This window comes from Flavivirga rizhaonensis (assembly GCF_004791695.1).
Taxonomy (GTDB): Bacteria; Bacteroidota; Bacteroidia; order Flavobacteriales; family Flavobacteriaceae; genus Flavivirga; species Flavivirga rizhaonensis.
Window position 1 is genome coordinate 195,050 of sequence record NZ_SRSO01000003.1, and the last position, 22,488, is coordinate 217,537.

20 protein-coding genes are annotated in these 22,488 nt (G+C 31.7%); 4 read left to right on the forward strand and 16 right to left on the reverse strand.

From position 1 onward, the window contains the following. Positions 1-5: 5 nt before the first annotated feature. A complete protein-coding gene (locus tag EM932_RS03605) occupies positions 6-533 on the reverse strand; it encodes an inorganic diphosphatase (protein WP_135875576.1) in 528 nt (175 codons plus the stop codon). Between the two features lie 128 nt (positions 534-661). On the opposite strand from EM932_RS03605, the gene EM932_RS03610 reads away from it, so the two are divergent. Continuing rightward, on the forward strand, positions 662-2,896 hold the full coding sequence (locus tag EM932_RS03610) for a M1 family metallopeptidase (RefSeq protein WP_135875578.1): 2,235 nt from the start codon (positions 662-664) through the stop codon (positions 2,894-2,896). Positions 2,897-3,523: 627 nt separating this feature from the next. Here the strand turns inward: EM932_RS03610 and EM932_RS03615 are convergent. From EM932_RS03615 to EM932_RS03625, 3 genes are all read right to left on the reverse strand, one after another. Next, positions 3,524-4,585, reverse strand: a complete 1,062-nt coding sequence (locus EM932_RS03615; RefSeq protein WP_135875580.1) for a hypothetical protein — start codon at positions 4,583-4,585, stop codon at positions 3,524-3,526. 135 nt (positions 4,586-4,720) lie between these two features. Further along, the gene (locus tag EM932_RS03620) at positions 4,721-5,482 is read right to left on the reverse strand and encodes a hypothetical protein (RefSeq protein WP_135875582.1); all 762 of its coding nucleotides are present in this window, start codon (positions 5,480-5,482) and stop codon (positions 4,721-4,723) included. Continuing rightward, positions 5,469-6,047, reverse strand: a complete 579-nt coding sequence (locus EM932_RS03625) for an RNA polymerase sigma factor (protein WP_246040879.1) — start codon at positions 6,045-6,047, stop codon at positions 5,469-5,471. The genes EM932_RS03620 and EM932_RS03625 overlap by 14 nt, the downstream gene beginning before the upstream one ends. 213 nt (positions 6,048-6,260) lie before the next feature. Here EM932_RS03625 and EM932_RS03630 point away from each other — a divergent pair, with 213 nt between their 5' ends. Beyond that, positions 6,261-7,022 carry a phospholipase D-like domain-containing protein gene (locus EM932_RS03630; RefSeq protein WP_170179711.1) on the forward strand — a complete coding sequence of 254 codons (762 nt, stop codon included), beginning with the start codon at positions 6,261-6,263 and terminating at the stop codon, positions 7,020-7,022. A 40-nt stretch (positions 7,023-7,062) separates the two neighbouring features. On the opposite strand, the gene EM932_RS03635 is transcribed toward EM932_RS03630, so the two are convergent. The 10 genes from EM932_RS03635 to rsgA all read right to left on the reverse strand — a co-directional run bounded on the left by EM932_RS03635 (position 7,063) and on the right by rsgA (position 18,330). After that, positions 7,063-8,040, reverse strand: a complete 978-nt coding sequence (locus EM932_RS03635; RefSeq protein WP_135875586.1) for a polyprenyl synthetase family protein — start codon at positions 8,038-8,040, stop codon at positions 7,063-7,065. Between the two features lie 238 nt (positions 8,041-8,278). Further along, positions 8,279-9,319 (reverse strand): 23S rRNA (adenine(2503)-C(2))-methyltransferase RlmN, encoded by a 1,041-nt coding sequence (gene rlmN, locus EM932_RS03640; protein WP_135875588.1) that lies wholly within the window; start codon positions 9,317-9,319, stop codon positions 8,279-8,281. A gap of 189 nt (positions 9,320-9,508) precedes the next feature. Then, positions 9,509-10,558, reverse strand: coding sequence for a tRNA preQ1(34) S-adenosylmethionine ribosyltransferase-isomerase QueA (gene queA, locus EM932_RS03645; protein ID WP_135875590.1), 1,050 nt, complete (start codon positions 10,556-10,558; stop codon positions 9,509-9,511). 170 nt (positions 10,559-10,728) lie between these two features. Further along, entirely contained in the window at positions 10,729-11,955 is a 1,227-nt protein-coding gene (locus EM932_RS03650) for a 3-phosphoshikimate 1-carboxyvinyltransferase (RefSeq protein WP_135875592.1), read from the reverse strand. 34 nt (positions 11,956-11,989) lie between these two features. After that, positions 11,990-12,316, reverse strand: a complete 327-nt coding sequence (locus EM932_RS03655; protein ID WP_135875594.1) for a nucleotide pyrophosphohydrolase — start codon at positions 12,314-12,316, stop codon at positions 11,990-11,992. Next, positions 12,316-14,328, reverse strand: a complete 2,013-nt coding sequence (locus EM932_RS03660; protein WP_135875596.1) for a DUF3857 domain-containing protein — start codon at positions 14,326-14,328, stop codon at positions 12,316-12,318. Before EM932_RS03660 ends, EM932_RS03655 begins: the two co-directional genes overlap by 1 nt. A 4-nt stretch (positions 14,329-14,332) precedes the next feature. Further along, entirely contained in the window at positions 14,333-16,243 is a 1,911-nt protein-coding gene (locus EM932_RS03665; RefSeq protein WP_135875598.1) for a DUF3857 domain-containing protein, read from the reverse strand. A gap of 61 nt (positions 16,244-16,304) precedes the next feature. Next, a complete protein-coding gene (locus tag EM932_RS03670) occupies positions 16,305-16,841 on the reverse strand; it encodes a metal-dependent hydrolase (protein WP_135875600.1) in 537 nt (178 codons plus the stop codon). Next, a complete protein-coding gene (gene dtd / locus EM932_RS03675) occupies positions 16,841-17,293 on the reverse strand; it encodes a D-aminoacyl-tRNA deacylase (protein WP_135875628.1) in 453 nt (150 codons plus the stop codon). Before dtd ends, EM932_RS03670 begins: the two co-directional genes overlap by 1 nt. Positions 17,294-17,385: 92 nt before the next feature. Further along, entirely contained in the window at positions 17,386-18,330 is a 945-nt protein-coding gene (gene rsgA, locus EM932_RS03680; protein ID WP_135875602.1) for a ribosome small subunit-dependent GTPase A, read from the reverse strand. Between the two features lie 87 nt (positions 18,331-18,417). On the opposite strand from rsgA, the gene EM932_RS03685 reads away from it, so the two are divergent. Further along, the gene (locus EM932_RS03685) at positions 18,418-18,870 is read left to right on the forward strand and encodes a hypothetical protein (RefSeq protein WP_135875604.1); all 453 of its coding nucleotides are present in this window, start codon (positions 18,418-18,420) and stop codon (positions 18,868-18,870) included. 72 nt (positions 18,871-18,942) lie between these two features. On the opposite strand, the gene EM932_RS03690 is transcribed toward EM932_RS03685, so the two are convergent. Together EM932_RS03690 and abc-f are read right to left on the reverse strand one after the other, a co-directional pair. Continuing rightward, positions 18,943-19,767, reverse strand: a complete 825-nt coding sequence (locus tag EM932_RS03690) for a Two component regulator three Y domain protein (RefSeq protein ID WP_135875606.1) — start codon at positions 19,765-19,767, stop codon at positions 18,943-18,945. 98 nt (positions 19,768-19,865) lie between these two features. After that, positions 19,866-21,782 carry a ribosomal protection-like ABC-F family protein gene (gene abc-f / locus EM932_RS03695; RefSeq protein WP_135875608.1) on the reverse strand — a complete coding sequence of 639 codons (1,917 nt, stop codon included), beginning with the start codon at positions 21,780-21,782 and terminating at the stop codon, positions 19,866-19,868. Positions 21,783-21,924: 142 nt separating this feature from the next. Between abc-f and EM932_RS03700 the strand changes: the two genes are divergently transcribed. Next, positions 21,925-22,308: a DUF983 domain-containing protein gene (locus EM932_RS03700; RefSeq protein WP_135875610.1), complete on the forward strand. Its 384-nt coding sequence runs from the start codon at positions 21,925-21,927 to the stop codon at positions 22,306-22,308. The last annotated feature ends 180 nt before the right edge of the window (positions 22,309-22,488 follow it).

The window sequence follows — 22,488 nt, forward strand, 5'->3', positions numbered from 1 at the left end:
TTCAACTAAATAGTAAAGGTTCTTTTTTTCTTGTGCTCGCTATTTTCATAACGCAATACACATTCATGATAAATCTTTCTAGCTTCTTCAGCATTTCCCCATCCACCAGTATCAACCTTCTTCTTTTCCAAATCTTTATATACTTGGAAAAAATGCTCTATTTCCTTTAACCTATGAGGGTTTAAATCTGATATGTCTTTATTATTACTCCATATAGGATCAGAAACCGGTACACAAATAATTTTTTCATCGGGGCCTTTTTCGTCAGTCATATGGAATACACCAATTGGTCTAACCTCCATAACTACCATAGGATATGTTGGTTCTGTTCCCATAACCAATACATCTAATGGATCTTGATCTAATGCCAAAGTTTCTGGAATAAATCCATAATCCCCTGGATACATCATAGATGAAAACAACATACGGTCGAAGCGAATTTTGTGTAATGCAAAATCGTATTCATATTTATTTCTACTTCCTTTAGGTATTTCAATTAACACATCAAATGTTAAATCTTTTTTCTTACTCATAGTTTATAAATATTTTAGGGACGCAAATGTACTGAACACTTAGACTTTAACCAACAAAAAACTTGGTTGTTTTAGATTAATAATTCCTATCTTGTCGCTGACTAATTCAAATAATATTCTAGCTGACTATGAGACTTTTATTTTATTTTTTATTTACTCTATTTTCTTTATTATCTATTAAAGCCCAAACAGAGCCCTGGCAAGGTAAATTTGAGCCTATTGACAATATGATTACCCCCCCTAACACCTACAGAACTGCCAGTGGGGCTCCTGGAAGGGATTATTGGCAACAACAAGCTAATTATAAAATTAAGGCAACCCTTGACGAAACTAACAATACCATTTCCGGTAAAGAAACTATTACTTATTATAATAATTCGCCAGATGATTTAAGCTACCTATGGATACAACTTGAACAAAACGTTAATAAAAAAGGAAATGAAGATTTTGGAGGCATAAACAATAATATAAAAGACGGCATGACTTCAAGGCAAATGCAGTTCCTTACTAGAGCTATCGATTTTCCTGCTGGTTATTCTATTAAATATGTTAAAGATTCAAACGGGAAAAACATAAAAACCATGGTTAACAATACCATGATGAAGGTTAAATTGAATACGCTTCTTAAATCGGGGGAATCTACGAGTTTTTCAATAGCGTGGTCTTACCCAATTACCGACAGAAGCATGTATTCATTATCTCGGGAGGGCTATGAGTATTTTCCATCGGATGATAATACTGTTTATCTTATTGCTCACTGGTTTCCGAGAATGGCTGTTTATAATGATACAGAAGGTTGGCAAAATCAGCAATTTCAAAAACTTGGAGAGTTTGCACTGGAATTTGGCGATTATGATGTTGAAATCACTGTACCAGAAGATCATATTGTTGCGTCTACTGGCTTACTTCAAAATAGTGAATCTGTATTAACAAAAGCTCAGCGTAAAAGATTGGATGAAGCTCGAAAGTCTTTTGACAAACCTGTAATGGTTATTACCCAAAAAGAAGCAGAAGCCAATGAAAAACAGAAATCAAAAAAGCAAAAAACATGGAAATTCAGTGCTAAAAATGTTCGTGATTTTGCCTTTGCTTCCTCTCGTAAATTTATGTGGGATGCACAAGCTGTAAAGTTGCCAACCAATACTGTAATGGCTATGTCTTTTTATCCTAAAGAAGGTTTACCTGTATGGCAGGAAGAATCCACTAAAGCTGTGAGGCATGCTTTAGAAGTATATTCTGAAGCGACTTTCGATTACCCATACCCTGTTGCTATTTCTGTAAACACATCTAATATTGGTATGGAATTCCCTATGATTAGCTTTAATGGAGGTCGTCCAAAAAATGGTAAAATAAGCAATAATGCTAAACAAGGAATGATAGGGACTATTATTCATGAAGTGGGTCACAACTGGTTCCCTATGATTGTAAGTTCGGATGAGCGCAAATGGATGTGGATGGACGAAGGTTTAAACACCTTTTTACACCAAAGAACTGTAGCAGAGCGTTATCCTGATTTTAATAGTGTAACACCTAAAAGCATCGTTCCGTTTATGAGTGGTGATAAAAATATTTTACGCCCTATTATGACGACTTCAGATAGTGAACTTATGTCTCAATTTGGTGCTAATTTTTATTTGAAACCAACTGTTGGTTTGCAAATGCTTCGCAATTCGATTATTGGAAAAGAATTATTTGATGAAGCTTTTAAAGAATATGCTAACCGTTGGAAATATAAACACCCCAATCCTGCCGATTTATTTAGAACACTTGAAGATGCGACAGCTACCGACTTAGATTGGTTTTATAGAGGTTGGTTTTTTACAACCGATCATGTAGATATGGAATTAAGTCATGTAAAATGGTTTAAAGTCTATGAGGAGAATTCGAACATAGAAGATCAAAATAATACATCTAAAGTAAAAATTGATGCTTCAGGCAAAAATGTTCAAGCACAAACTAAAGATTTCTCAAGTGGTCCGGAAATGATTACTATGAACGCAACACCTGATGCTGCATACGGTCAATTTTTATCAAGAATTAACGAACCTGAATTGCGCAAACAACTTTCTGGTAAAAACATTTACGAAATCACTATTAAAAATGTAGGAGGGCTTGTTATGCCTGTTACTATTGAGTGGATATTTACTGATGGCTCAAAAGAAATTGATACTATTCCAGCCGAAATCTGGCGTAGAAACGAATACGAAATTCAAAAAACATTTATAAAGGAAAAAGAAGTAAAGGAAGTGAATTTAGATCCTAATTTTGAATATGCTGATACCGACACGAAAAACAATTCGTTTCCTAAAGTTGAAACAGCATCCGAGTTTGATACTTTTAAAAATAATAAAAGAAAGAGTTGATATTAGAAATTCAACCTATTACAATCTTTCTAGAAAATACTAAAGAGGCTGTCTAAAAAGTGGTTAATCTTGTCATTCAGAGCAACGCGAAGAATCTTATTTCACTCATAATCAGAGTCATATATTTTAAAGAGATTCTTCATTCCATTCAGAATGACACTTTTTAGACAGCCTCTTTAGTATTAATCCACATCAAACCGAACCCCAGCTACCGCTAGTTTCTAAAACTAGTGGTTATAAGAGAGAGTAAATACTATAAAAAGGACTCTTTTATGTATCCTGTCTATACATTAACAACCAAATTTAACCATTGTTAAATAAAAAATATAATTATAAGTAAAGTTATGAGTGCTGTGGTTGAAAATTATAAACAGAGGAGCTACTCTATTTCTAAAGTTGCTCCTTTGCTTCTTTTTTTCTTATTCTTACCTGCTGACTCATGACACCACTGGTAAATTACTAGCGGGAGCGATTGAGTTCTAAGTTAAAGCCCAAATCATTCAGTCAAAAATCAAGGTTTAATAATGTCTTCGACTGCGCTCAGGCTGACATTCTACTCTTAACTTAATGACATAGTGGTAGGTAGGCACATTTCATTCTGAATGATAGTTTTTAAACCTCTTTGATCTAGTCCACATCAAACCGAACACCTATTGAGATGTTATTCTGATCGACAATCTGATCTTTAAAAATAGGTGATAAATCGTATTTAACATATAATGCGACATCATCAAAAGCAATATAACCACTTAATCCGTAGACTAAATTACTGGTATTAAAGCCACGCTTTTGTTTGTCTTTGATTTTTTCTCCGTCCAACTCATACTTTAGTTTTTGACGCGTACCAATATTAAAACCTGCATATCCTCCTAAGCCTATTTTGAATTGATTTCGTGTAGAATACCTAAAATAAGTGTCTTTATCAATCTTTTTTGAAGGTCCGAACTCAAAATGAACAGGAAATACTAAATTGGTAACAGACAGTTTAGATTTTTTAAGATCTTCTGGAAATTCTTCCAACACAGTTTGATTACCTTGTTGAACAAAATATTTATTATCATCAGGTTTTAATCCATTTATTTGAAAAGAGTATCCATATTTAAAGCGTAAAAAATTGGTGTTTTTAAACACGCGTGTTTTCCATGCCCAACCTAATTCTAAAAACCGGGACCCTCCAATCTTATACGGGGAATCATCAAGCTTTTGTCCTTCAATAATAGCATTGTTAAGACCAAAAGCCAACACAAAGTCGCTAGAAGTTCGCAAATCATACTTCTTTGGCTTGTTTTTTCCTCTTACAGAAAACACCTCTTCTCCATCTACCGCAAGACCTAATTTAACTTCTTTTTCATCTCTATTCAATCCATAATCATTTCTTTCAAAAAGAGCTATTTTATTATCTATAATTCCTATGCGGTTTTCAATATTCAAGGCTGCTATTTTTGCCACTTCCATTTTCAATTTTTGAGCTTCTTCAAGTGTTATTTCGCCATTGTCCAAACGTTTATTGATAGCTTCTACTTCTATTTTCAGAAAGTCTTTTTCTTCTTTTTCAACAACTGTTTTCAAATGCCTAAGCATTTTAATGTTCTTTTCATTTTTAATAGCTGGAATTGTATCTTGTGCATTGATTAATTGCACACTTACACATAGCACGACAAGTGCTAAATATTTAGTAATGGTTTGCATAACTGTTCGTTTTTTTCTTGCTGAATTTATTTCAGCATCTGTTGATTATTAATAATTGATTTGATGATGTTTAACTTTTTATTCGTAAGATTCCTGCCTTACTGAAACAAGTTCAGCATAAATCGCAGGAACATATTAATCATTACGATGTGCTACAGTTGTTTTTAATGTACCATAACTTGTTTTTATAACTTCAAAAACTTTACTTCTAAAAGATTGATCTAAATCTGCTTCAACATCTTGAAGTAATAAATTAGCATCGACCACTCCTGTAGCTTCATTATGTAATTGATTTAACCTGATTTCCTTTTGAGCTTCTAGTAATAAAGCGTCAATAGCTTCGTCTGTAACTTTGTTATTATCCTTTAAGGCTTGTATTTTATTTGCAACCGCTTGTATCTTTTCTTGTTCAAAAGTTAAAGGTTCTAATATTACTTCAACAGGATTGACAGGATTTTTTTTACGCTTTTCTATGTTGTTTTCCAAAGTATTAGCTATTTGTTCTTTATTAAATTCCGATTTGCTAAGAATTGGCTTTTTTAATGATTCTTCAATAACTTTATCTTTATTTGTCTGAATAGTTTCTGAGGTCTTTACGCTATTAACATTAGTTTCAACTATTACTGCATTATTTTTATTGTCCTCCTTAACTTCTGGAACTGCTATTGTTTTAGGAATATCATCCACGATAATTCCATCATTAGAAAACTGGGAAATTACTAGCATACCCCCAATAATACTCGCTGCCAAACCTATCCATAAAATGGGGCTTTTACCTTTCTTCTTTTCTTGATCACTTAAACGCTCTGAAAGTTTATTCCATGCATTATTAGATGGTTGTAATGTTCTTTTATCAAGTTTATCCTTTATGCTTTCTTCAAATTTAATTGGTGCCATAGCCTGCAGTCTTATTTAATTCTTTAATGCTTTCCTGTAGCAATTTTCGTGCTTTGAATAATTGTGATTTTGATGTTCCTTCTGTAATATTCAGCATCTCTGCTATTTCGTAGTGTTTGTATCCTTCTATAGCATACATAACAAATACCATTTTATAGCCTTCGGGAAGCGCATCAATAAGTTGCTGTATTTCGGCAACTTCTATATCGGTACTAATATTATTTGTATAATCGTTGTTATACTCAAAATCTTCAACAGAAAATTCTATCTGTTTTTTTTGTCTTAAAAATGAAATAGACTCTCTAACCATAATCCGCCGAATCCAACCTTCAAAACTGCCTTCACTTTTAAAACTCTTCAAATTAGAAAACACTTTAAAAAAACCGTTAAGCATCGCTTCTTCGGCTTGTTGTAAATCTTTTATATAATACCTACATACACTTAGCATTTTTGGAGCATGTATTTCAAACAAGACGTGTTGTGCCTCACGATTATTTTTAATCGCTTTTTTTATAAGTGACGATTCGTCTTTATGCAATTGTATTACTTTCAAGAATGATTTCATTTAGCCTTCTATTTTTAAAGACGCAAATTTTGTGCTAATGGTTGCCTAAGCATTTAAATATTTCTATAAATGTAATTGAAAAGAACTAAAGCCTTAAAATTGAAATACTTGGATTTGTAAAAATTTTCGGCTATATTGATTTAACTTTGAATATTATTCATTAAATAAAACGGAATAATATATTAATAATAATATAGACGAAACAAAATGGGAATGTTTTATAATGGGGCAAATTGCGATATTTATATAGGGAAAGGAGCTGGAAAGAAACTCTTAAATGACATCCGTAATGCGAAAAAATCAATTAAAATTGTTTCTCCTTTTCTTTCTCCTTTTTTAATTACTGAATTAATAAACTTTAGAAACAGAAACTTAGAAGTTCAATTAATAACCACCGATAATATTGAAGATTTTTATGGAAATTACGAAAAGAATATACATAAACTGATAATTCAGAATAGAAAAACTGATAAAGAAGCTGTTGAAAAACGTGAAAAATGGAAAGACCTAATAAAAATATTGACTTATATAGGGTTTGGGCTTCTAACAACTTTAATTGGAATCACATATTACCTTAAAGATATAAAGGTGCTCTTTGGATTAATTCCTATTATTATTTTATTTTTAATAATTAAACTATATAAAAAGAAGATCGAAAACAAACAAATTTATTCATATTGGTATTCTCAACTATTTCCCTTTAAAGTTTACATGTCACCTGATACAACTGAAGAAAGTGATACCCGCATTCATAGCAAAATCTATTTAATAGATGACCAAATAGCATATTTAGGTTCTTTAAATTTTACATCCAGTGGAACAAAACATAATTATGAAACTAGAATACGAACAAATGATCTAAATGCCGTTAAAGAAATCAAAGAAGAGATCAATCAGCTAATGAATCATTCTCACTTACCAGAAAGAAACATACAGCTTTGGGGCAGTCAATTATATCCAGAACCAATAAATTAAAGTATTATTCTTAGCAAAGAATTGAGCAAAAAAAAACAAACTACTTCTTCCTATCAATCACATAATTCACCATAAGTTCCAATGAATTTCTATAATCAGATTCTGGATAGGTTTGAAGTATTTGTAAGGCCTCTTCTTGAAATACTTTCATCTTCTTTATAGCGTAATCCAAACCTCCATTATTTTTCACAAAAGCAATAACTTCCTTAACGCGTTTGATATCTTTATTATGGTTTTTTATAGAATTAATGAGCCAGTTCTTGTCTTTTTTTGAAGATTGGTTTAGGACATAAATTAAAGGCAAGGTCATTTTTTGCTCTTTGATATCTATACCTGTAGGTTTTCCTATTTGGGTATCTCCATAGTCAAATAAATCATCCTTTATTTGAAACGCCATACCAATAAGTTCCCCAAACTTTCGCATGGACTCTACATGTTCCGACTCTGGTTTTACAGATGCTGCCCCTAAACTACAACAAGCTGCAATTAGGGTTGCTGTTTTCTGACGAATAATTTCGTAGTAAACATCTTCTGTAATATCAAGTTTTCTGGCTTTTTCGATTTGGAGTAATTCACCCTCACTCATTTCACGAACTGCGATAGAAATGATCTTGAGTAAATCGAAGTCATTATTATCAATACTTAAAAGCAATCCTTTGGATAGTAGATAATCACCAATTAAAACGGCTATTTTATTTTTCCAAAGGGCATTTACAGAGAAAAAACCACGTCTGCGATTGCTATCATCAACCACATCATCATGTACCAAAGTCGCCGTATGTATAAGCTCAATAACTGAAGCGCCTCTATAAGTACGTTCACTAACTTCGCCATTAGACACCATTTTAGAAACTAAAAACACGAACATAGGACGCATTTGCTTCCCTTTGCGGTTTACAATATAGTGTGTAATTCTATTAAGTAATGCAACTTTACTAGACATAGAGAGTTGAAACTTTTGCTCGAAAAGATCCATCTCATAAGCTATTGGTTGCTTTATTTGCTCTACTATTTTCAATATTCAAACTTAATCTCAGCGAAATTACTAATAAAGTTAAGATATTACTACTTTAGATTCTCTAAAATTCCCTTTCTGTAAGTTTACTATTAATCTCTAAAAAAAACGCTTGATCGATAAAATATTCGTTTAAGAAAAATATTACGTAATTTAATTATATAGCTATTCTTAAAAAATAATAATAATAATACTATTCTAACGGAGAAAATGAAAAAGGACTTCGGTTTGAAGTTCTTTTTTATTTTTTATTTGCCAATTGTCCACAAGCCGCATCAATATCTTTTCCTCTACTACGGCGTACATTTACAACGATTCTATTTTTCTCTAAAGTATTGATATAGTTTTCCAAAGCTTCATTCGTAGCTTGCTGAAACTCACCATCGTCAATTGGGTTGTATTCTATTATGTTTACTTTACATGGTACATACTTACAGAACTTCACAAAGGCATCAATATCTTTTTGTGTATCGTTTATGCCTCTCCAAACCACATATTCGTAACTAATTTTTCTATTTGTTTTTTCGTACCAATATTCTAATGCTTCTTTTAAATCTACTAAGGGGAATGTTTCATTAAAGGGCATAATTGACGTACGAACAGAATCAATAGCAGAATGCAGGGATACTGCTAAATTAAATTTCACCTCATCATCTGCCATTTTTTTTATCATTTTTGGCACACCAGATGTAGATACGGTAATTCGCTTTGCAGACATCCCTAAGCCTTCTGAGGAGGTGATTTTATCAATAGCCTTTATGACATTGTTATAATTCATGAGGGGCTCTCCCATACCCATAAATACAATATTACTTAACGGGCGATTATGGTATAAACGACTTTCTTTATCAATAGCAACTACCTGATCGTAAATCTCGTCTGGATTTAAGTTACGCATACGCTTTAAACGTGCCGTTGCACAAAACTTACAATCTAAACTGCATCCTACCTGACTGGATACACAAGCCGTTGTTCTTGTTGCTGTAGGTATTAAAACTGATTCTACTATCAAGCCATCATGCAATCGAACCGCATTTTTCACCGTACCATCTTTGCTTCGTTGCATGGTATCAACCTCAATATGGTTAATAACAAAATTGTCTTCCAGCATTTTACGTGTTTCCTTAGAAACATTGGTCATATCCTTAAAGGTATGTGCCGATTTTTGCCAAAGCCACTCATAAACCTGATTACCACGAAAGGCTTTATCTCCTTGTTTTGCAAAGAATTCTCTTAAATCGTCTTTGGTTAATGAACGAATGTCTTTTTTACTTGCTGCCATAAGTGTTGCAAAAATAGTGAACGATTTTTCAAATTTCGATATTTAAGGAATAGAAACTCATTTTCAAGGGTTGTTAGCAATCGTAGAACGTTTGCTTTTTTTATAAATGCCTTATTGATGAATTCAACACAAGAAAAAAGCCTCTTAAAAGAGGCTAATCACTATTCTTAATACTGAACTAATCCAGTTTTATATAATTAACATAGCATCTCCATAACTGTAAAATTTATACTTTTCTTTTACAGCTTCTTCATATGCTTTTTTGATAAAATCATGTCCAGCAAATGCAGACACCATCATTAACAATGTTGATTTTGGGGTATGAAAATTAGTAATCATACAATTCGCAATACTAAAATCGTATGGAGGGAAAATGAATTTATTAGTCCATCCATCAATTTCATTTAGTTTACCATTTGATGATACAGAGCTTTCTATAGCACGCATAGCTGTAGTCCCTACAGCACAAACACGCTTTTTATTTTCTATACCTTTATTTACAATATTCACTGCTTTTTCATCAATTTTCAGCTCTTCACTATCCATTTTGTGTTTCGATAAATCTTCTACTTCCACTGGATTAAAAGTTCCTAAACCTACATGTAAAGTGACTTCAGCAAAATCAATACCTTTAATTTCTAATCTTTTTAGTAAGTGTTTAGAAAAGTGAAGACCCGCAGTTGGTGCAGCTACAGCACCTTCGTTTTTTGCGTATATGGTTTGGTAACGGTCTTCATCGTCTGGTTCTACATCTCTCTTAATATACTTTGGAAGCGGTGTTTCTCCAAGTTCGTTTAACTTTCTACGAAACTCTGTATAAGACCCATCATATAAAAAACGCAATGTACGCCCTCTGGATGTGGTATTATCTATAACCTCAGCTACTAACGTATCATCATCACCAAAGTATAACTTATTACCAATTCTTATTTTACGTGCAGGATCTACCAAAACATCCCAAAGACGTTGTTCCTCATTTAATTCTCTTAATAAGAATACTTCTATTCTCGCTCCAGTTTTTTCTTTATTACCATATAATCTTGCAGGAAATACTTTGGTATTATTAAGTATTAACACATCTTCTTCGTCAAAATAGTCTATTAAGTCCTTGAACATTTTGTGCTCAATGGTTTGCTCTTTTCTATTTAAAACCATTAAACGAGACTCGTCTCTATTTTCTGCTGGATACTCTGCTAATAGTTCATCTGGGAGATTGAAGCCAAAGTTTGATAATTTCATTTGTTAGTTTTTATTGTTTAATATAAAAATGCCTCTTTCAATACTATAAATCTTAGGCTGAAAAATAACCAACAATATTGAAAAATTTATTTAGTGAGTAATTTTAGTTTTTTTTGAAAGCTGCAAATATACAATCTGCGAATAGGGGTTGTCAAGTAAATGAGTGATTATTATTTAGTTATTTTAAACCCAATGGATTCTAAATCCTTCCAAAAAGCTGGATATGATTTAGAAACAACCATTGCATCTTCAATTTTTATGGCTGCTTTAAGCGCTAAAGGTGCAAATGCCATTGCCATTCTATGATCGTGATAGGTTTCAATAGAAACCAGTTCATTAATCTTATTAGAAGCTGATAGATGCAAAGATTTATCTGTAATTTCTACACGACCTCCTAATTTTTCAATTTCATTTTTTAGAGCAACCAATCTGTCGGTTTCTTTAATTTTAAGGGTATGAAGTCCTGTTAAATCACAAGACATTCCTAAAGCAAAACATGTTACTGCTATAGTTTGTGCAATATCTGGAGCATTTTTTAAATTTAAAGTTAACGGCTCTAAATTCGAAAATTCCTTCTTCAAAATAACGCTACTATTATCGTTAAAAACAGCACTGACTCCAAAGTGTTTATAAATATTTACCAAAACAGAATCACCTTGCAAAGAGTTTTCTTTGTATGACGATAATGTAATTCCTGTTCCTACTTCACTAATAGCAACAATACTAAAATAATAGGATGCTGAGGACCAATCTGACTCTACTGTTAATGTTTTTGGTTGTTGATTATTGGCTGCTGGTTTTACTGTAATAACATTTCCATTAAATGAAGATTCTACTCCAATTTCATCTAACAAACTAAGTGTCATTTGTATGTATGGAACCGATGTTATCTCACCTTCTAGAGTTAGCTCTAATCCGTTTTCAAGCTTAGAAGCAATAAGCAATAAAGCAGAAATGTACTGACTACTTACATTTGCTTTTAACGACACTTTATACTTAGTTAATTTCTTCCCTATTATTTTTATTGGTGGATATCCTTCATTTTCAACATAACTAATATCTGCTCCAAGCTCTTGAAGTGCTTCTACTAAAACTTCAATTGGGCGTTCTTTCATTCGTTTAGACCCTGTAAGTGTAACTTCTCTTCCTTCCTGTATAGAAAAGTAAGCCGTTAAAAAGCGCATGGCTGTTCCTGCATGATTGATATCAACTAAATCTGAATTTGTAGTTAAAGCATTAGTCATTAAATTACTATCATCAGAATTAGACACATTATCAAGACTAATTTTGGGATATAGTGCTTTTAAAAGTAATAATCTATTGGATTCACTTTTAGATCCTGTTATTTGAATTGAAGATTGCTTAGCAATTGTAGATTTTTGAAGTGTAATTTGCATGCCCTATTGATTCTCTTTTAAACAAGCTGCAAATTTACTTTAATTTTTCGTTATTATGGTGCCTATCATGGTCTCGTTTTGCTTTCTTCTCCATTCTTTTGTCAAATGCTTTTTGTAAATCAACACCCGTTTGGTTTGCTAAACATAAGACCACAAATAAAACATCTGCCAACTCTTCTCCTAGGTCTTTATCTTTATCACTTTCTTTTTCACTTTGTTCCCCATAACGCCTTGCAATAATGCGAGCTACTTCGCCTACCTCCTCAGTAAGTTGAGCCATATTAGTAAGTTCATTAAAATAGCGAACACCATGTTTATTTATCCAATTATCAACTATTTTTTGTGCGTTTTTAATATCCATTATATTCTAGTTAATACTATTTGTTCGTTTTCTTTTTCAATAATTTGTTTAAAATACTCTTTTAAAGCATCGTAGTACATAGGTAAAATAATCGATTGATTAATATTTTCATCTACTAACAGCTGAATTGAGGTTCCTCTATTTATTATATTAAATTTAAATAATCCTAAATTATCTGGCATACTATAAGCTACTGATTCTGGAACCGACTCTGCCTTATACCCTTCAGGCAAACTTATTGTAATTTGATATCTGGAAGCGGAAGGATATCCAAAATCAACAGGAAATTCCCTATTTTCTAATTTAAAGGGATTCTCTGCTGTTTTTAAAAAAAACATTGGTGAAAAATATATTTTATCTCCTATAATATCTGCTTGACTTTCTTTTATGAATTTAAAAGACTCCTTGACTGGTTTCGACAAATTTAACTCGTTTGTTACTTTAAATTCTGAAACCTCTAAGCCACCATGTTTGTTTTCTAATTTCTCTATAAAATCTTCTTTATTAACATTATTATAACGTTCTCTGTATCTCAAAGCATTATGACTTGTTTTAATATTTCTACAGCCACCTTTTATACTCCCATCTTCATTTAAAGTGACCATCATAAAAATATTATTCTTTGATTTTTCTTTGGGGTATAAATCTACTAATGTAGATCCTCCTTTATCTGAGATTACCCGCCCCTGCCAATTTAATGTTCTAAATGGTAAAACATTAGGAACACTATATTTATTAGTAGCATCTAGAAGAATATACCCATCTGAAAGTTTAACATAACTAACAACATAATTATAGCCTTCTCTTGTTGGAAATAACGGAATACCATTTCTCCTTGTGCTTACTAAAACCGGATAGGCATTTAAACCTGCATATTTTAACATAGACGTTAACATTAAATTTATCTCTGCAACATTTCCTACTTGATCTTTGAATGCTTTTTTAACGCCTCCACTAGTATATTTACCATAGTACCCATTCCACTTTATCCTAGATTTGACAAAATCAAAAATTAGAGCTACACGTTCCATTGGTCCAGATATAGAGCCAACTATAGCATCTAACTCATCTTTATAGTAGCTTGTTTTATTTAATTCGCCTCCAAAGTTAGAACTCTTATAAATTGTTTTTACCACATCTTCCCAAGTTGTCGAATAGTAATTAACAGTAGACTGCGGAAATTTTGTGTAAGACAACTCATATTTTATAGACGACCTATAATTATTTATACTATTTACATAAGGTTCTTCTTTTAATGCTGGTATATCTTTAAGATGATATGATGATATGCTCTTAGTAAATTCTACATCTGATGAGTTAAATGTTGTTCTTACAGCGCCATTCAGATTGCCACCAGACCTCGTTTTACTTGTAAAAGTAATTTTATCGTTTTCCTTTTCTGTTTTAGGAGTTATTGGCAAAAACCCTTTAACATTCGTTTTAAAAACAAAATACTCAGGTACCTCAAATTTAGCATCTAGTTTTTTTACCGGAATATCATACTGAAAATCAAAATCATCTACATTCCAATAAAAAGGTGATGAAATTCTATATCTAAACTCAACAACACTACCCTCTTTAATATTTGGCATAGTAAATTTTACTTCATCAAAATATTTAGATTTTTCAGTTTTAAAAATACCATCTTTTGTCAGCTTAGTTTCTTCTACTTTGCCTTCTAACAAATTATAAGTATAGGCTTTTATATTATTTACCTCTTCATTATCACTTCCACTTTTGTGTAAATTCACTTGTTCGGTAGCATAATCGAAACCTTCTTGATTATATATTTTTATTCGTTCGTGTATTTCTGTTATTAAACTAAACCCTTCTCCTTGCTTATATTGAAAAAAGGTTCTTCTATTCTTGTACAAATATGTTGCACTTGCCGAAGAATCTAGTGGGTTAAATTTTTCTTCCAACTCTTCTTTAGATATTTTTCCAAATTTATAATCTTGTGCAAATGCTGTTATTGTAAAGCATAAGCTAAATAAAATCGTTGTGATTTTCATTTAATCATTTTTTAATTAATGCTACTTTTGCGTTGTCTTGTTTATTCACTTCTTTGTAAAAAGCCCTAAATGCCTCATAATCTTCTTTAGGGAACTCACCATCGTTTATTGTAAATTCTCTTTTATATACAAGTGTACTTTCGTCTTTAACAGCTACTTCTGATTTATAACTCCCAAATTTATTTTCAATGGTTTTATTATTGGGCTTAGATTCTACTTTATAATCTTGTGGTAATTTAATTTCAACCTCATCAATATCTTTAAATCCTCTTCTTATTTTAAGAGGGTGTTTTCTATTTCTGTAACGGTCTGGTATATCTGTATTTCTATTTAAAGCATTTAGCGTAAGTAACATTCTGTCTCCTATTTTTTTAGAGTAGTTGGTTGCTTGAAAACTAACATCTTCAACAAACTCAATAGTTTCTTTATTATTAGTGATGTGCATACTACTAATTTTAATAGTATTAATATAGCCCCATCGTTTTTTATAATGTTTATCGAGGTCTCTTTCCGTTTCGGTTTCTAACCAATATTTATCATCATATTGTATGCCTTTAGAATTAATATTAACTTTAGCTTCAATAGCCCCGTTATTTGAAATCGAATAATTCCCTTTTATTTGCTGGACACTTTCTTCCGTTTTGTATTTTTTTGTGTGTTGGATTTTGCCTCCTTCTGGTGTTATAACTAATACATCTCTATCGTCTGTAAAATCGCCAATAAAACCAAAAGGTAATTTTTGACTTGTGCATTCCAACCAGATGTCTTCTTTATCTTCTTGTGGAATATTTAGAATAACATGGTTTCCTTGCATAGCAGCAAAATCTTTCTCTAAACTTCTTTGAGATTTACCCGCATATACTACAGTGTAATTAGATTTAACTCCAGCTGCTTTTAAAAGTGACATCGTGTAATTTGTTAAGGCTTTACAATCTCCATAACCTAATTTATCTACTTCTGAAGCATTAAAAGGTTTCCACCCTCCAATTCCCACTTGTACACTTATATAACGTGTTTTATCTTGTACATATTGATATATTTTCTTTGCTTTTGCAACATCATTTGGTTCATCTTTTACTAAGTCCTGTATCATATTAATGGTACTTGCAGGCAGATCATACGTGTTTTTTATTAAATCGTGATACATCCATTTACCAAAATCATTCCAATTTTCGACCTGTGTATGTACACCTTCTAATGTAAATTGTTTTGAAGCGACTAAAACCTTGGGAGACATATTAACATATGCAGGACTATATTCCTCTGGTTTAACAGCTTGGATGTTTTTTACTTCATATTTAATTTTTCCAGGAAGCGTTTCTTTTTGTAAATCTAAAGTTTCAAAGTTCTTTTCTTTTGTTCTAATTATAATATCTTCTGGAAATTCTATAGTATAAGTACTTTTTTCAACACTTACATAATACCCATTAATTGGTATAAAGGAGTGAATAAACGCCGTATTATTATTTACAACTTCACTGGTAAATTCAATTGTATATGGATACTCAATAGGTGTATATTCTAAATATTTAACCCTAGAGTCTGAATATAATGTACCGCCATCAACAGCGCTAACATCTTTAAAACTGTTCTTCTTAATCTTTTTAATTTCATTACCAAAATTATCAAAAACCAGCGCCTCTAAAGTTTTAATTTTAACATTATTATCGTAGTACACGTAAGCATCTACATCATCATTTCCTCCTTTATTAAACACAGTAACAATCCTTTTCTTGGTAATATACATTTCGCTTGATGATTTTAACGAAATATGCACATCATCAGATCGGATAACCGCATTAGCTTTTTCTTTAAGGTTTGCTGGAATTGTGTAACTAGTATATAAATTTTCTTGAGAAGTAACTGATAAAGTAATGAGTAAAATAAGAATACTCATATATATTTTTATAATCATATTTTATATGTCTTTATAAGTCAAAGGTATTTGTATCAGACTGATTATTATATGAGAAAGCTCAGTTTTTATCATCCAAAAAGCCTTTCGTTCGATAAATTAAAAATCTAACAAACAATATAAGAAAAGATGGGATAAAAATATATTTAAACTCGCTAAATAGCACTTTTATTCCCCATTCTGAAAAAAAATCTTTTATACTAAGGGGTGATACTTTTATACCTCGAAAAGAGAAGAAAAAACGACTGTTATCAAATGGAATTAAAAATCCAACACCCATCCCACCTGATGTCATAGCATCTAAAATACCATGTGAAAGGGTTGATAAAAGAATAACCAAAAACCAGACGCCTTTATTTTTTCTACCCAGAGTGATCATTAAAACAAAGGCCCATATAATCGAAAACAATATGGAATGTAAAAATCCCCGATGTCCCATGGGATGCTCGTAAGGTATACCAAATCTAAAACCTATAACATCAAAATCTGGAAGAATGGTTGAAAATACAGCACATACTATAAGCCATTTTGCATTGTGCTTATCAATGATTTTAGCTAATGTAAAACCAACCACACCATGCCCAAATATCGATGCCATTATTCTTTGTTTTTAGAATCGATTATTATTGTTACTGGTCCGTCGTTAAGTAATTCCACTTTCATATCGGCTCCAAATTGTCCTGTTTGTACATTTTTACCTAGGTTATTTTCTAACTGTTTTACAAAACTTTTATAAAGTGGAATAGCAATATCTGGTTTTGCCGCTTTAATATAACTTGGCCTATTGCCTTTTTTTGTAGAAGCATGTAAAGTAAATTGACTTACCACAATAGCATCACCATTAACATCTAATAAAGAGGTATTCATGATATTGTTTTCATCACCAAAAACACGAAGATTCACTATTTTGTTAGTCAACCATTTAATATCCTCTGTTGTATCTTCATTAACAATACCTATAAGAACCATAAGCCCTGTTGAAATAGACGCTACTTTTTTCCCTTCTATAGTGACGCTTGCTTTTGACACTCTTTGAATTACCGCTTTCATATTCCTATCCCTAACCCTTTCCTTTGGAAAGGGAACTATTTGGTTCATATTTATTTTTCCCTTTTGGGGAAATGTCCGAAGGACAATGGTGATTATTCCCAATTATCAGTTCTGTAATGCTCATCTTCTCCTTCAATAATTTGCAAATAACTTCTGTAGCGCGAAAATGCTATCTCATCATTATCCAATGCCTTTTTAACAGCACACTTGGGCTCTTGTAAGTGCAAACAATTATTAAATTTACAGTCTTGTTTCAATTCAAATATTTCTGGGAAATAATCACCAACTTCTTCCTTATCCATATCTACCACTCCAAAACCTTTTATTCCTGGTGTATCAATAATTTTTGCTCCAAAACTTAAGTCGAACATTTCTGCAAAGGTTGTTGTGTGTTGCCCTTGCATGTGCTGTGTTGAAATTTCTTTTGTCTTAATGTTTAAAGCCGGTTCAATGGCATTTACAAGTGTAGATTTACCAACCCCAGAATGTCCGGAAAACATACTAACCTTCCCTCTCATTAGTCCTTTTACCTTATCTACGTTTTTGCCAGTTTTAGCTGAAACACCTATACATTCATATCCTATCTTCCTGTAAACATGTGCAAGGTATTTAACTTCCAGAAGCGTTTCTTCATCATAAGTATCTACTTTATTAAACAACAATACTGTTTTTATAGAATATGCATTAGCTGTTACTAAAAATCGATCGATAAAGCTCGTTAATGTTGGCGGATTGTTAATGGTAATCATTAAAAAAACCTGATCTAAATTAGCAGCAATAATATGCGTCTGCTTCGATAAATTAACCGATTTCCTAACAATATAATTTGATCTATCGTGAATCTTATGTATGATACCGGACTCTTGATTATTATTGCTTTCAAGTTCAAAATCCACCATATCACCAACCGCTATAGGGTTTGTACTTTTAATGCCTTTTATACGGAATTTCCCTTTTATACGACATTCGTAAATGTGGCCTAAATCGGTTTTAACCGTATACCAACTTCCTGTAGATTTGTAAACGAGTCCTGTCATATTTCTCCAAATGTAAAATTAAAAATCTTTTTTTTGGTATAGATATTGTTTAATCTTGTAATTATTAATTTAAAAAACACCTCTATTATGAAAAAATTACTTTTAGTTTTTACTATTGCGTTATTCTCTTTTATAGACACCAATGCTCAAGTAGAGTATAAGGTTGTTACTAGTGTCGAGTCTATTGTTCCTAATGGTTTTGGGCGTTCCAGAATTATCAGTGCTAACGAAGAAAAAGATTATAAAGCATATACTAGCACACAAACTGAAGAAGACAATACTCGTAATAAATCTAAACGTGGAGACATAAGAGTTAAAGATTTTGACGAAACAAAATTGTTAAACTTTTACAACATGGGAGGAATTCGTTTTCAGAACATTGCTGCTAACGATGCCTTAATAACTTCCAAAATCAATACAATGATAGAAGAGGGTTGGGAATTAGCTTTTGTAACCAGTGCAGTAGAAAGTGATGCTGGTAAAAGTGATGGCAAAGGTATTTTTATAACACGTTATATTTTCAAAAGAAACAAGCAATAGTCTTGATATTGAACTAAAAAAGTCAACAATATTTGTTGACTTTTTTAGCAAATAATATTTGATTAAATATAATTATTCTTTTTCAATGTCCATAGTTGCTGTAGCGTTTTGCATTTCTAAATGCACTAAACTTGGTGGGTTTTTACCAGAAACGCTAATATATTCTTGATTTAAATTATTATCACTTACCATCATGGTATTTAACTTAGTTAAGTTCATTAACTCCATTGGTAAGTCTCCAGTAAATTGGTTTGTAGACAATAATAATTCTTCTAAATTCGTTAATTGTGCTATTTCAACTGGAATCTCACCGTCCATTTTATTATCCATAAGGCTTAACTTTTGCAACTTAGATAAAGCAAATATTTCTCTTGGAATGTTACCTGTTAAATAATTACTTCCTAATAAAAGTTCTTTTAAGTTAGTTAAACTCATTAATGAATCTGGAATATTACCAGCAAATTTATTACTGTAAAGCTTTAAAGCTTCTAACTTTTTTAATTCCCCAAGTTCTGGAGGAATTTCTCCTTCAAAATTATTCATAAATAATTCTAAAGATGTTAATTCTTTTAAGTTCTTCAAGCTCGATGGTAACTTTCCTGTTAATTTGTTAAAACCTAAGTTAAGCCTTTTTACATGTATTAAGTTACCTATTTCTTCTGGTAGCTCTCCTTGAAGATTATTGAATTGTAAACTAATTTCAACTACTTTATTATCTTCTACTTTTATACCATACCAAGTATCTATAGGACTTTCTAAATCCCAAGTAGCACTCCACTCAGCTCCCTTGGTCGTGTTGTATATAGCAATTAATGCATCTTTCTCTGTTGAGGAAACATTAGCAAAAGAATAAGCCGTTACAAACAAGCATATTACTAAAAGTTTTAAAGTTTTCATGTTTCGAGTAAATTTGGGATTAATTCACTCACGAAATTAGAATAAATATCGACGAAAAACTATTTTATTCGATGAAATACATTAAATTTTAACAAATATTAGTCTGAAAACTGCTCAATTTCTAACTGAATGCCCTCCCATTTCTCCATAAATTCTTGTAAATCTGTTTTCATTTTTTGATAATCATCAAAAAAACTTGGTTTAGAAGTCACAGCCTCGTAATTAATTTCAAGCTCTAAGTCGATAGCTTTTATATCGCGTTCTAATTGATTGATTTTAGCTTCGACATTACTCAGTCTATTATTTAACGATTTTAATTTTTTCTGGTCTTCGTATGATTGGTGCTTCTTCTCTTTTTCTTTAGGTAGCTCCTTAACAATAGTTCTTTTTTCAACTTCGCGAAGATTTTCAACTTTTCGTTGCTCCAAATAATAATCTATATCACCTAAATACTCCTTTATTTTATGATCTTTAAACTCGTATACCAAGTTGGTTAGATCTTGAAGAAAATCCCTATCGTGTGATACCAAAATTAAAGTCCCTTCAAATCGTTTTAAGGCTTCCTTTAATACGTTTTTAGATTTAATGTCTAGGTGGTTAGTAGGCTCATCCATTATTAAAACATTGAACGGCTGTAACATTAATTTTGCTAATGCTAAACGATTGCGTTCGCCTCCAGAGAGTACACGTACGTATTTTTCAACTTCATCGCCACGAAATAAAAAAGAACCTAAAATATCTCGTACTTTACTTCTATTCGTTTCGTTAGCAGCATCAATCATAGTATCTAAAACGGTTTTATTGCCATTTAAATACTCCGCTTGGTTTTGGGCAAAATATCCTATCTGTACATTGTGTCCCAATTTTAAATGCCCATCATGCTTTATATCTCCTACTATAATCTTCGCTAATGTTGATTTTCCTTGTCCATTTTGCCCAACAAAAGCTGTTTTACTATCTCGCTCTATAAGTAAATTTATGTTCTTAAGAACTTGATTATCTCCATAGTTTTTTGAGACATCTTCGGTTTCTACCACCACTTTTCCTGGTGTTATAGACACTGGAAAATTAAGTGTCATCACACTATTATCATCCTCATCAACTTCTATTCTATCAATTTTATCAAGCTTTTTAATAAGCGATTGTGCCATCGTTGCTTTTGATGCTTTAGCACGAAACTTCTCAATAAGCTTTTCTGTTTGCTCTATTTGTTTTTGTTGATTTTTTTGAGATGCTAATTGTTGTATTCTTAACTCTTCTCGTAGCACTAAGTACTTTGTGTAAGGTTTAGGATAGTCATAAATTCTTCCTAAAGAAATCTCTATTGTTCTATTAGTAACATTATCTAAAAACATCTTATCATGCGATACAATAACTACTGCCCCTGGATAATTCTTTAAAAATCCTTCTAACCAGATAATAGATTCTATATCTAAGTGGTTAGTAGGTTCATCTAATAAAAGAATGTCATTATTTTGAAGTAATAATTTAGCTAATTCTATTCGCATGCGCCAACCTCCTGAAAAGGTATCTGAGAGCTTATTAAAATCTGATCGTTTAAACCCTAATCCCTGTAGAATTTTTTCAGTATCACCTTGATAATTATAACCTCCTAAAATTTCATATTGATGCTGAATCTCATTAATATCGATCATTAACTGGTTATAACCTTCACTTTCGTAATCGGTACGTTCGGCTAACTGGGTGTTAATACCGGCCATTTTAGCCTCTAATTCTTTAATTTCAGTAAAAGCTTGGTAAGCTTCTTCAAGTACCGTTCTTCCTAAAACAAAATCAATATCTTGTTTTAAAAATCCAATTTTCAGTTCTTTATCTGCTGCAATTTGCCCCGTATCTGGTTCCATCTCTTTTGACAAAATTTTAAGCATCGTAGATTTACCTGCTCCATTTTTCCCAATAAGACCTATTCTATCTCCATTACCTAGTTTAAATGTAATATCTTCAAACAGGTATTCCCCTTGAAATGAAATCGATAAATTATGAATGTTCATCATAGATATGTAACTTATATTGCAGCACTTTAATTATTAAAACTTATTTTTGTTCCAGTTTTGCGACTTAAACAATCTAAATAGAAATTCCAATGTATAATCGAGTATTAGATTTTTCCATTCAGCTTGCAAAAATACATTATATATGTTTAAAAAAGGAACAAAATTATATAGCATTCTAACTGGTACTTGTCCGAAGTGCCATGAAGAATCTATGTTTAAAAACAAAAATCCTTATATACTTTCTGAGGCATTAAGTATGCATGAACATTGCAGTAATTGTAAAACAAAATATAAAATAGAACCTTCTTTTTTTTACGGTTCTATGTATGTTAGCTACCCTGTTGGGATTGCATTTGCTACAGTTGCTTTTGTTATTTCATTTTTTGTTTTTAATGCAAGTATTCATATTGTATTTACATCGATTATAGCGACTTTAATTGTGTGCATGCCTATTATTCTTAGGCTTTCCAGGAATATTTGGATTAACTTTTTCATGCATTACGATAAGTCTCTTGCTAAAAAATAATCTGTTTGGGCGCTACCACAAGGGTCGGGCTTTCACTACTCGCTCTCTTCGAGGGGCGATTTCCTATAAAGTGGCAATTTCATTTCTTCCTTGAATTATTTTACAGATAAGCAGGTTGAACAAATCCTTTCCCTTATTGTTGAACTTGAAAGCGATTTCATCTAAATAGCCCTGTAAATG

Excerpts from the sequence above, each read along its gene's own strand:
- EM932_RS03605 (WP_135875576.1), bottom strand. The coding sequence starts at position 533 with ATGAGTAAGAAAAAAGATTTAACATTTGATGTGTTAATTGAAATACCT.
- EM932_RS03610 (WP_135875578.1), top strand. The coding sequence starts at position 662 with ATGAGACTTTTATTTTATTTTTTATTTACTCTATTTTCTTTATTATCT.
- EM932_RS03615 (WP_135875580.1), bottom strand. The coding sequence starts at position 4,585 with ATGCAAACCATTACTAAATATTTAGCACTTGTCGTGCTATGTGTAAGT.
- EM932_RS03620 (WP_135875582.1), bottom strand. The coding sequence starts at position 5,482 with ATGGCACCAATTAAATTTGAAGAAAGCATAAAGGATAAACTTGATAAA.
- EM932_RS03625 (WP_246040879.1), bottom strand. The coding sequence starts at position 6,047 with ATGAAATCATTCTTGAAAGTAATACAATTGCATAAAGACGAATCGTCA.
- EM932_RS03630 (WP_170179711.1), top strand. The coding sequence starts at position 6,261 with ATGTTTTATAATGGGGCAAATTGCGATATTTATATAGGGAAAGGAGCT.
- rlmN (WP_135875588.1), bottom strand. The coding sequence starts at position 9,319 with ATGGCAGCAAGTAAAAAAGACATTCGTTCATTAACCAAAGACGATTTA.
- queA (WP_135875590.1), bottom strand. The coding sequence starts at position 10,558 with ATGAAATTATCAAACTTTGGCTTCAATCTCCCAGATGAACTATTAGCA.
- EM932_RS03650 (WP_135875592.1), bottom strand. The coding sequence starts at position 11,955 with ATGCAAATTACACTTCAAAAATCTACAATTGCTAAGCAATCTTCAATT.
- EM932_RS03655 (WP_135875594.1), bottom strand. The coding sequence starts at position 12,316 with ATGGATATTAAAAACGCACAAAAAATAGTTGATAATTGGATAAATAAA.
- EM932_RS03660 (WP_135875596.1), bottom strand. The coding sequence starts at position 14,328 with ATGAAAATCACAACGATTTTATTTAGCTTATGCTTTACAATAACAGCA.
- EM932_RS03665 (WP_135875598.1), bottom strand. The coding sequence starts at position 16,243 with ATGATTATAAAAATATATATGAGTATTCTTATTTTACTCATTACTTTA.
- EM932_RS03670 (WP_135875600.1), bottom strand. The coding sequence starts at position 16,841 with ATGGCATCGATATTTGGGCATGGTGTGGTTGGTTTTACATTAGCTAAA.
- dtd (WP_135875628.1), bottom strand. The coding sequence starts at position 17,293 with ATGAAAGCGGTAATTCAAAGAGTGTCAAAAGCAAGCGTCACTATAGAA.
- rsgA (WP_135875602.1), bottom strand. The coding sequence starts at position 18,330 with ATGACAGGACTCGTTTACAAATCTACAGGAAGTTGGTATACGGTTAAA.
- EM932_RS03685 (WP_135875604.1), top strand. The coding sequence starts at position 18,418 with ATGAAAAAATTACTTTTAGTTTTTACTATTGCGTTATTCTCTTTTATA.
- EM932_RS03690 (WP_135875606.1), bottom strand. The coding sequence starts at position 19,767 with ATGAAAACTTTAAAACTTTTAGTAATATGCTTGTTTGTAACGGCTTAT.
- abc-f (WP_135875608.1), bottom strand. The coding sequence starts at position 21,782 with ATGATGAACATTCATAATTTATCGATTTCATTTCAAGGGGAATACCTG.
- EM932_RS03700 (WP_135875610.1), top strand. The coding sequence starts at position 21,925 with ATGTTTAAAAAAGGAACAAAATTATATAGCATTCTAACTGGTACTTGT.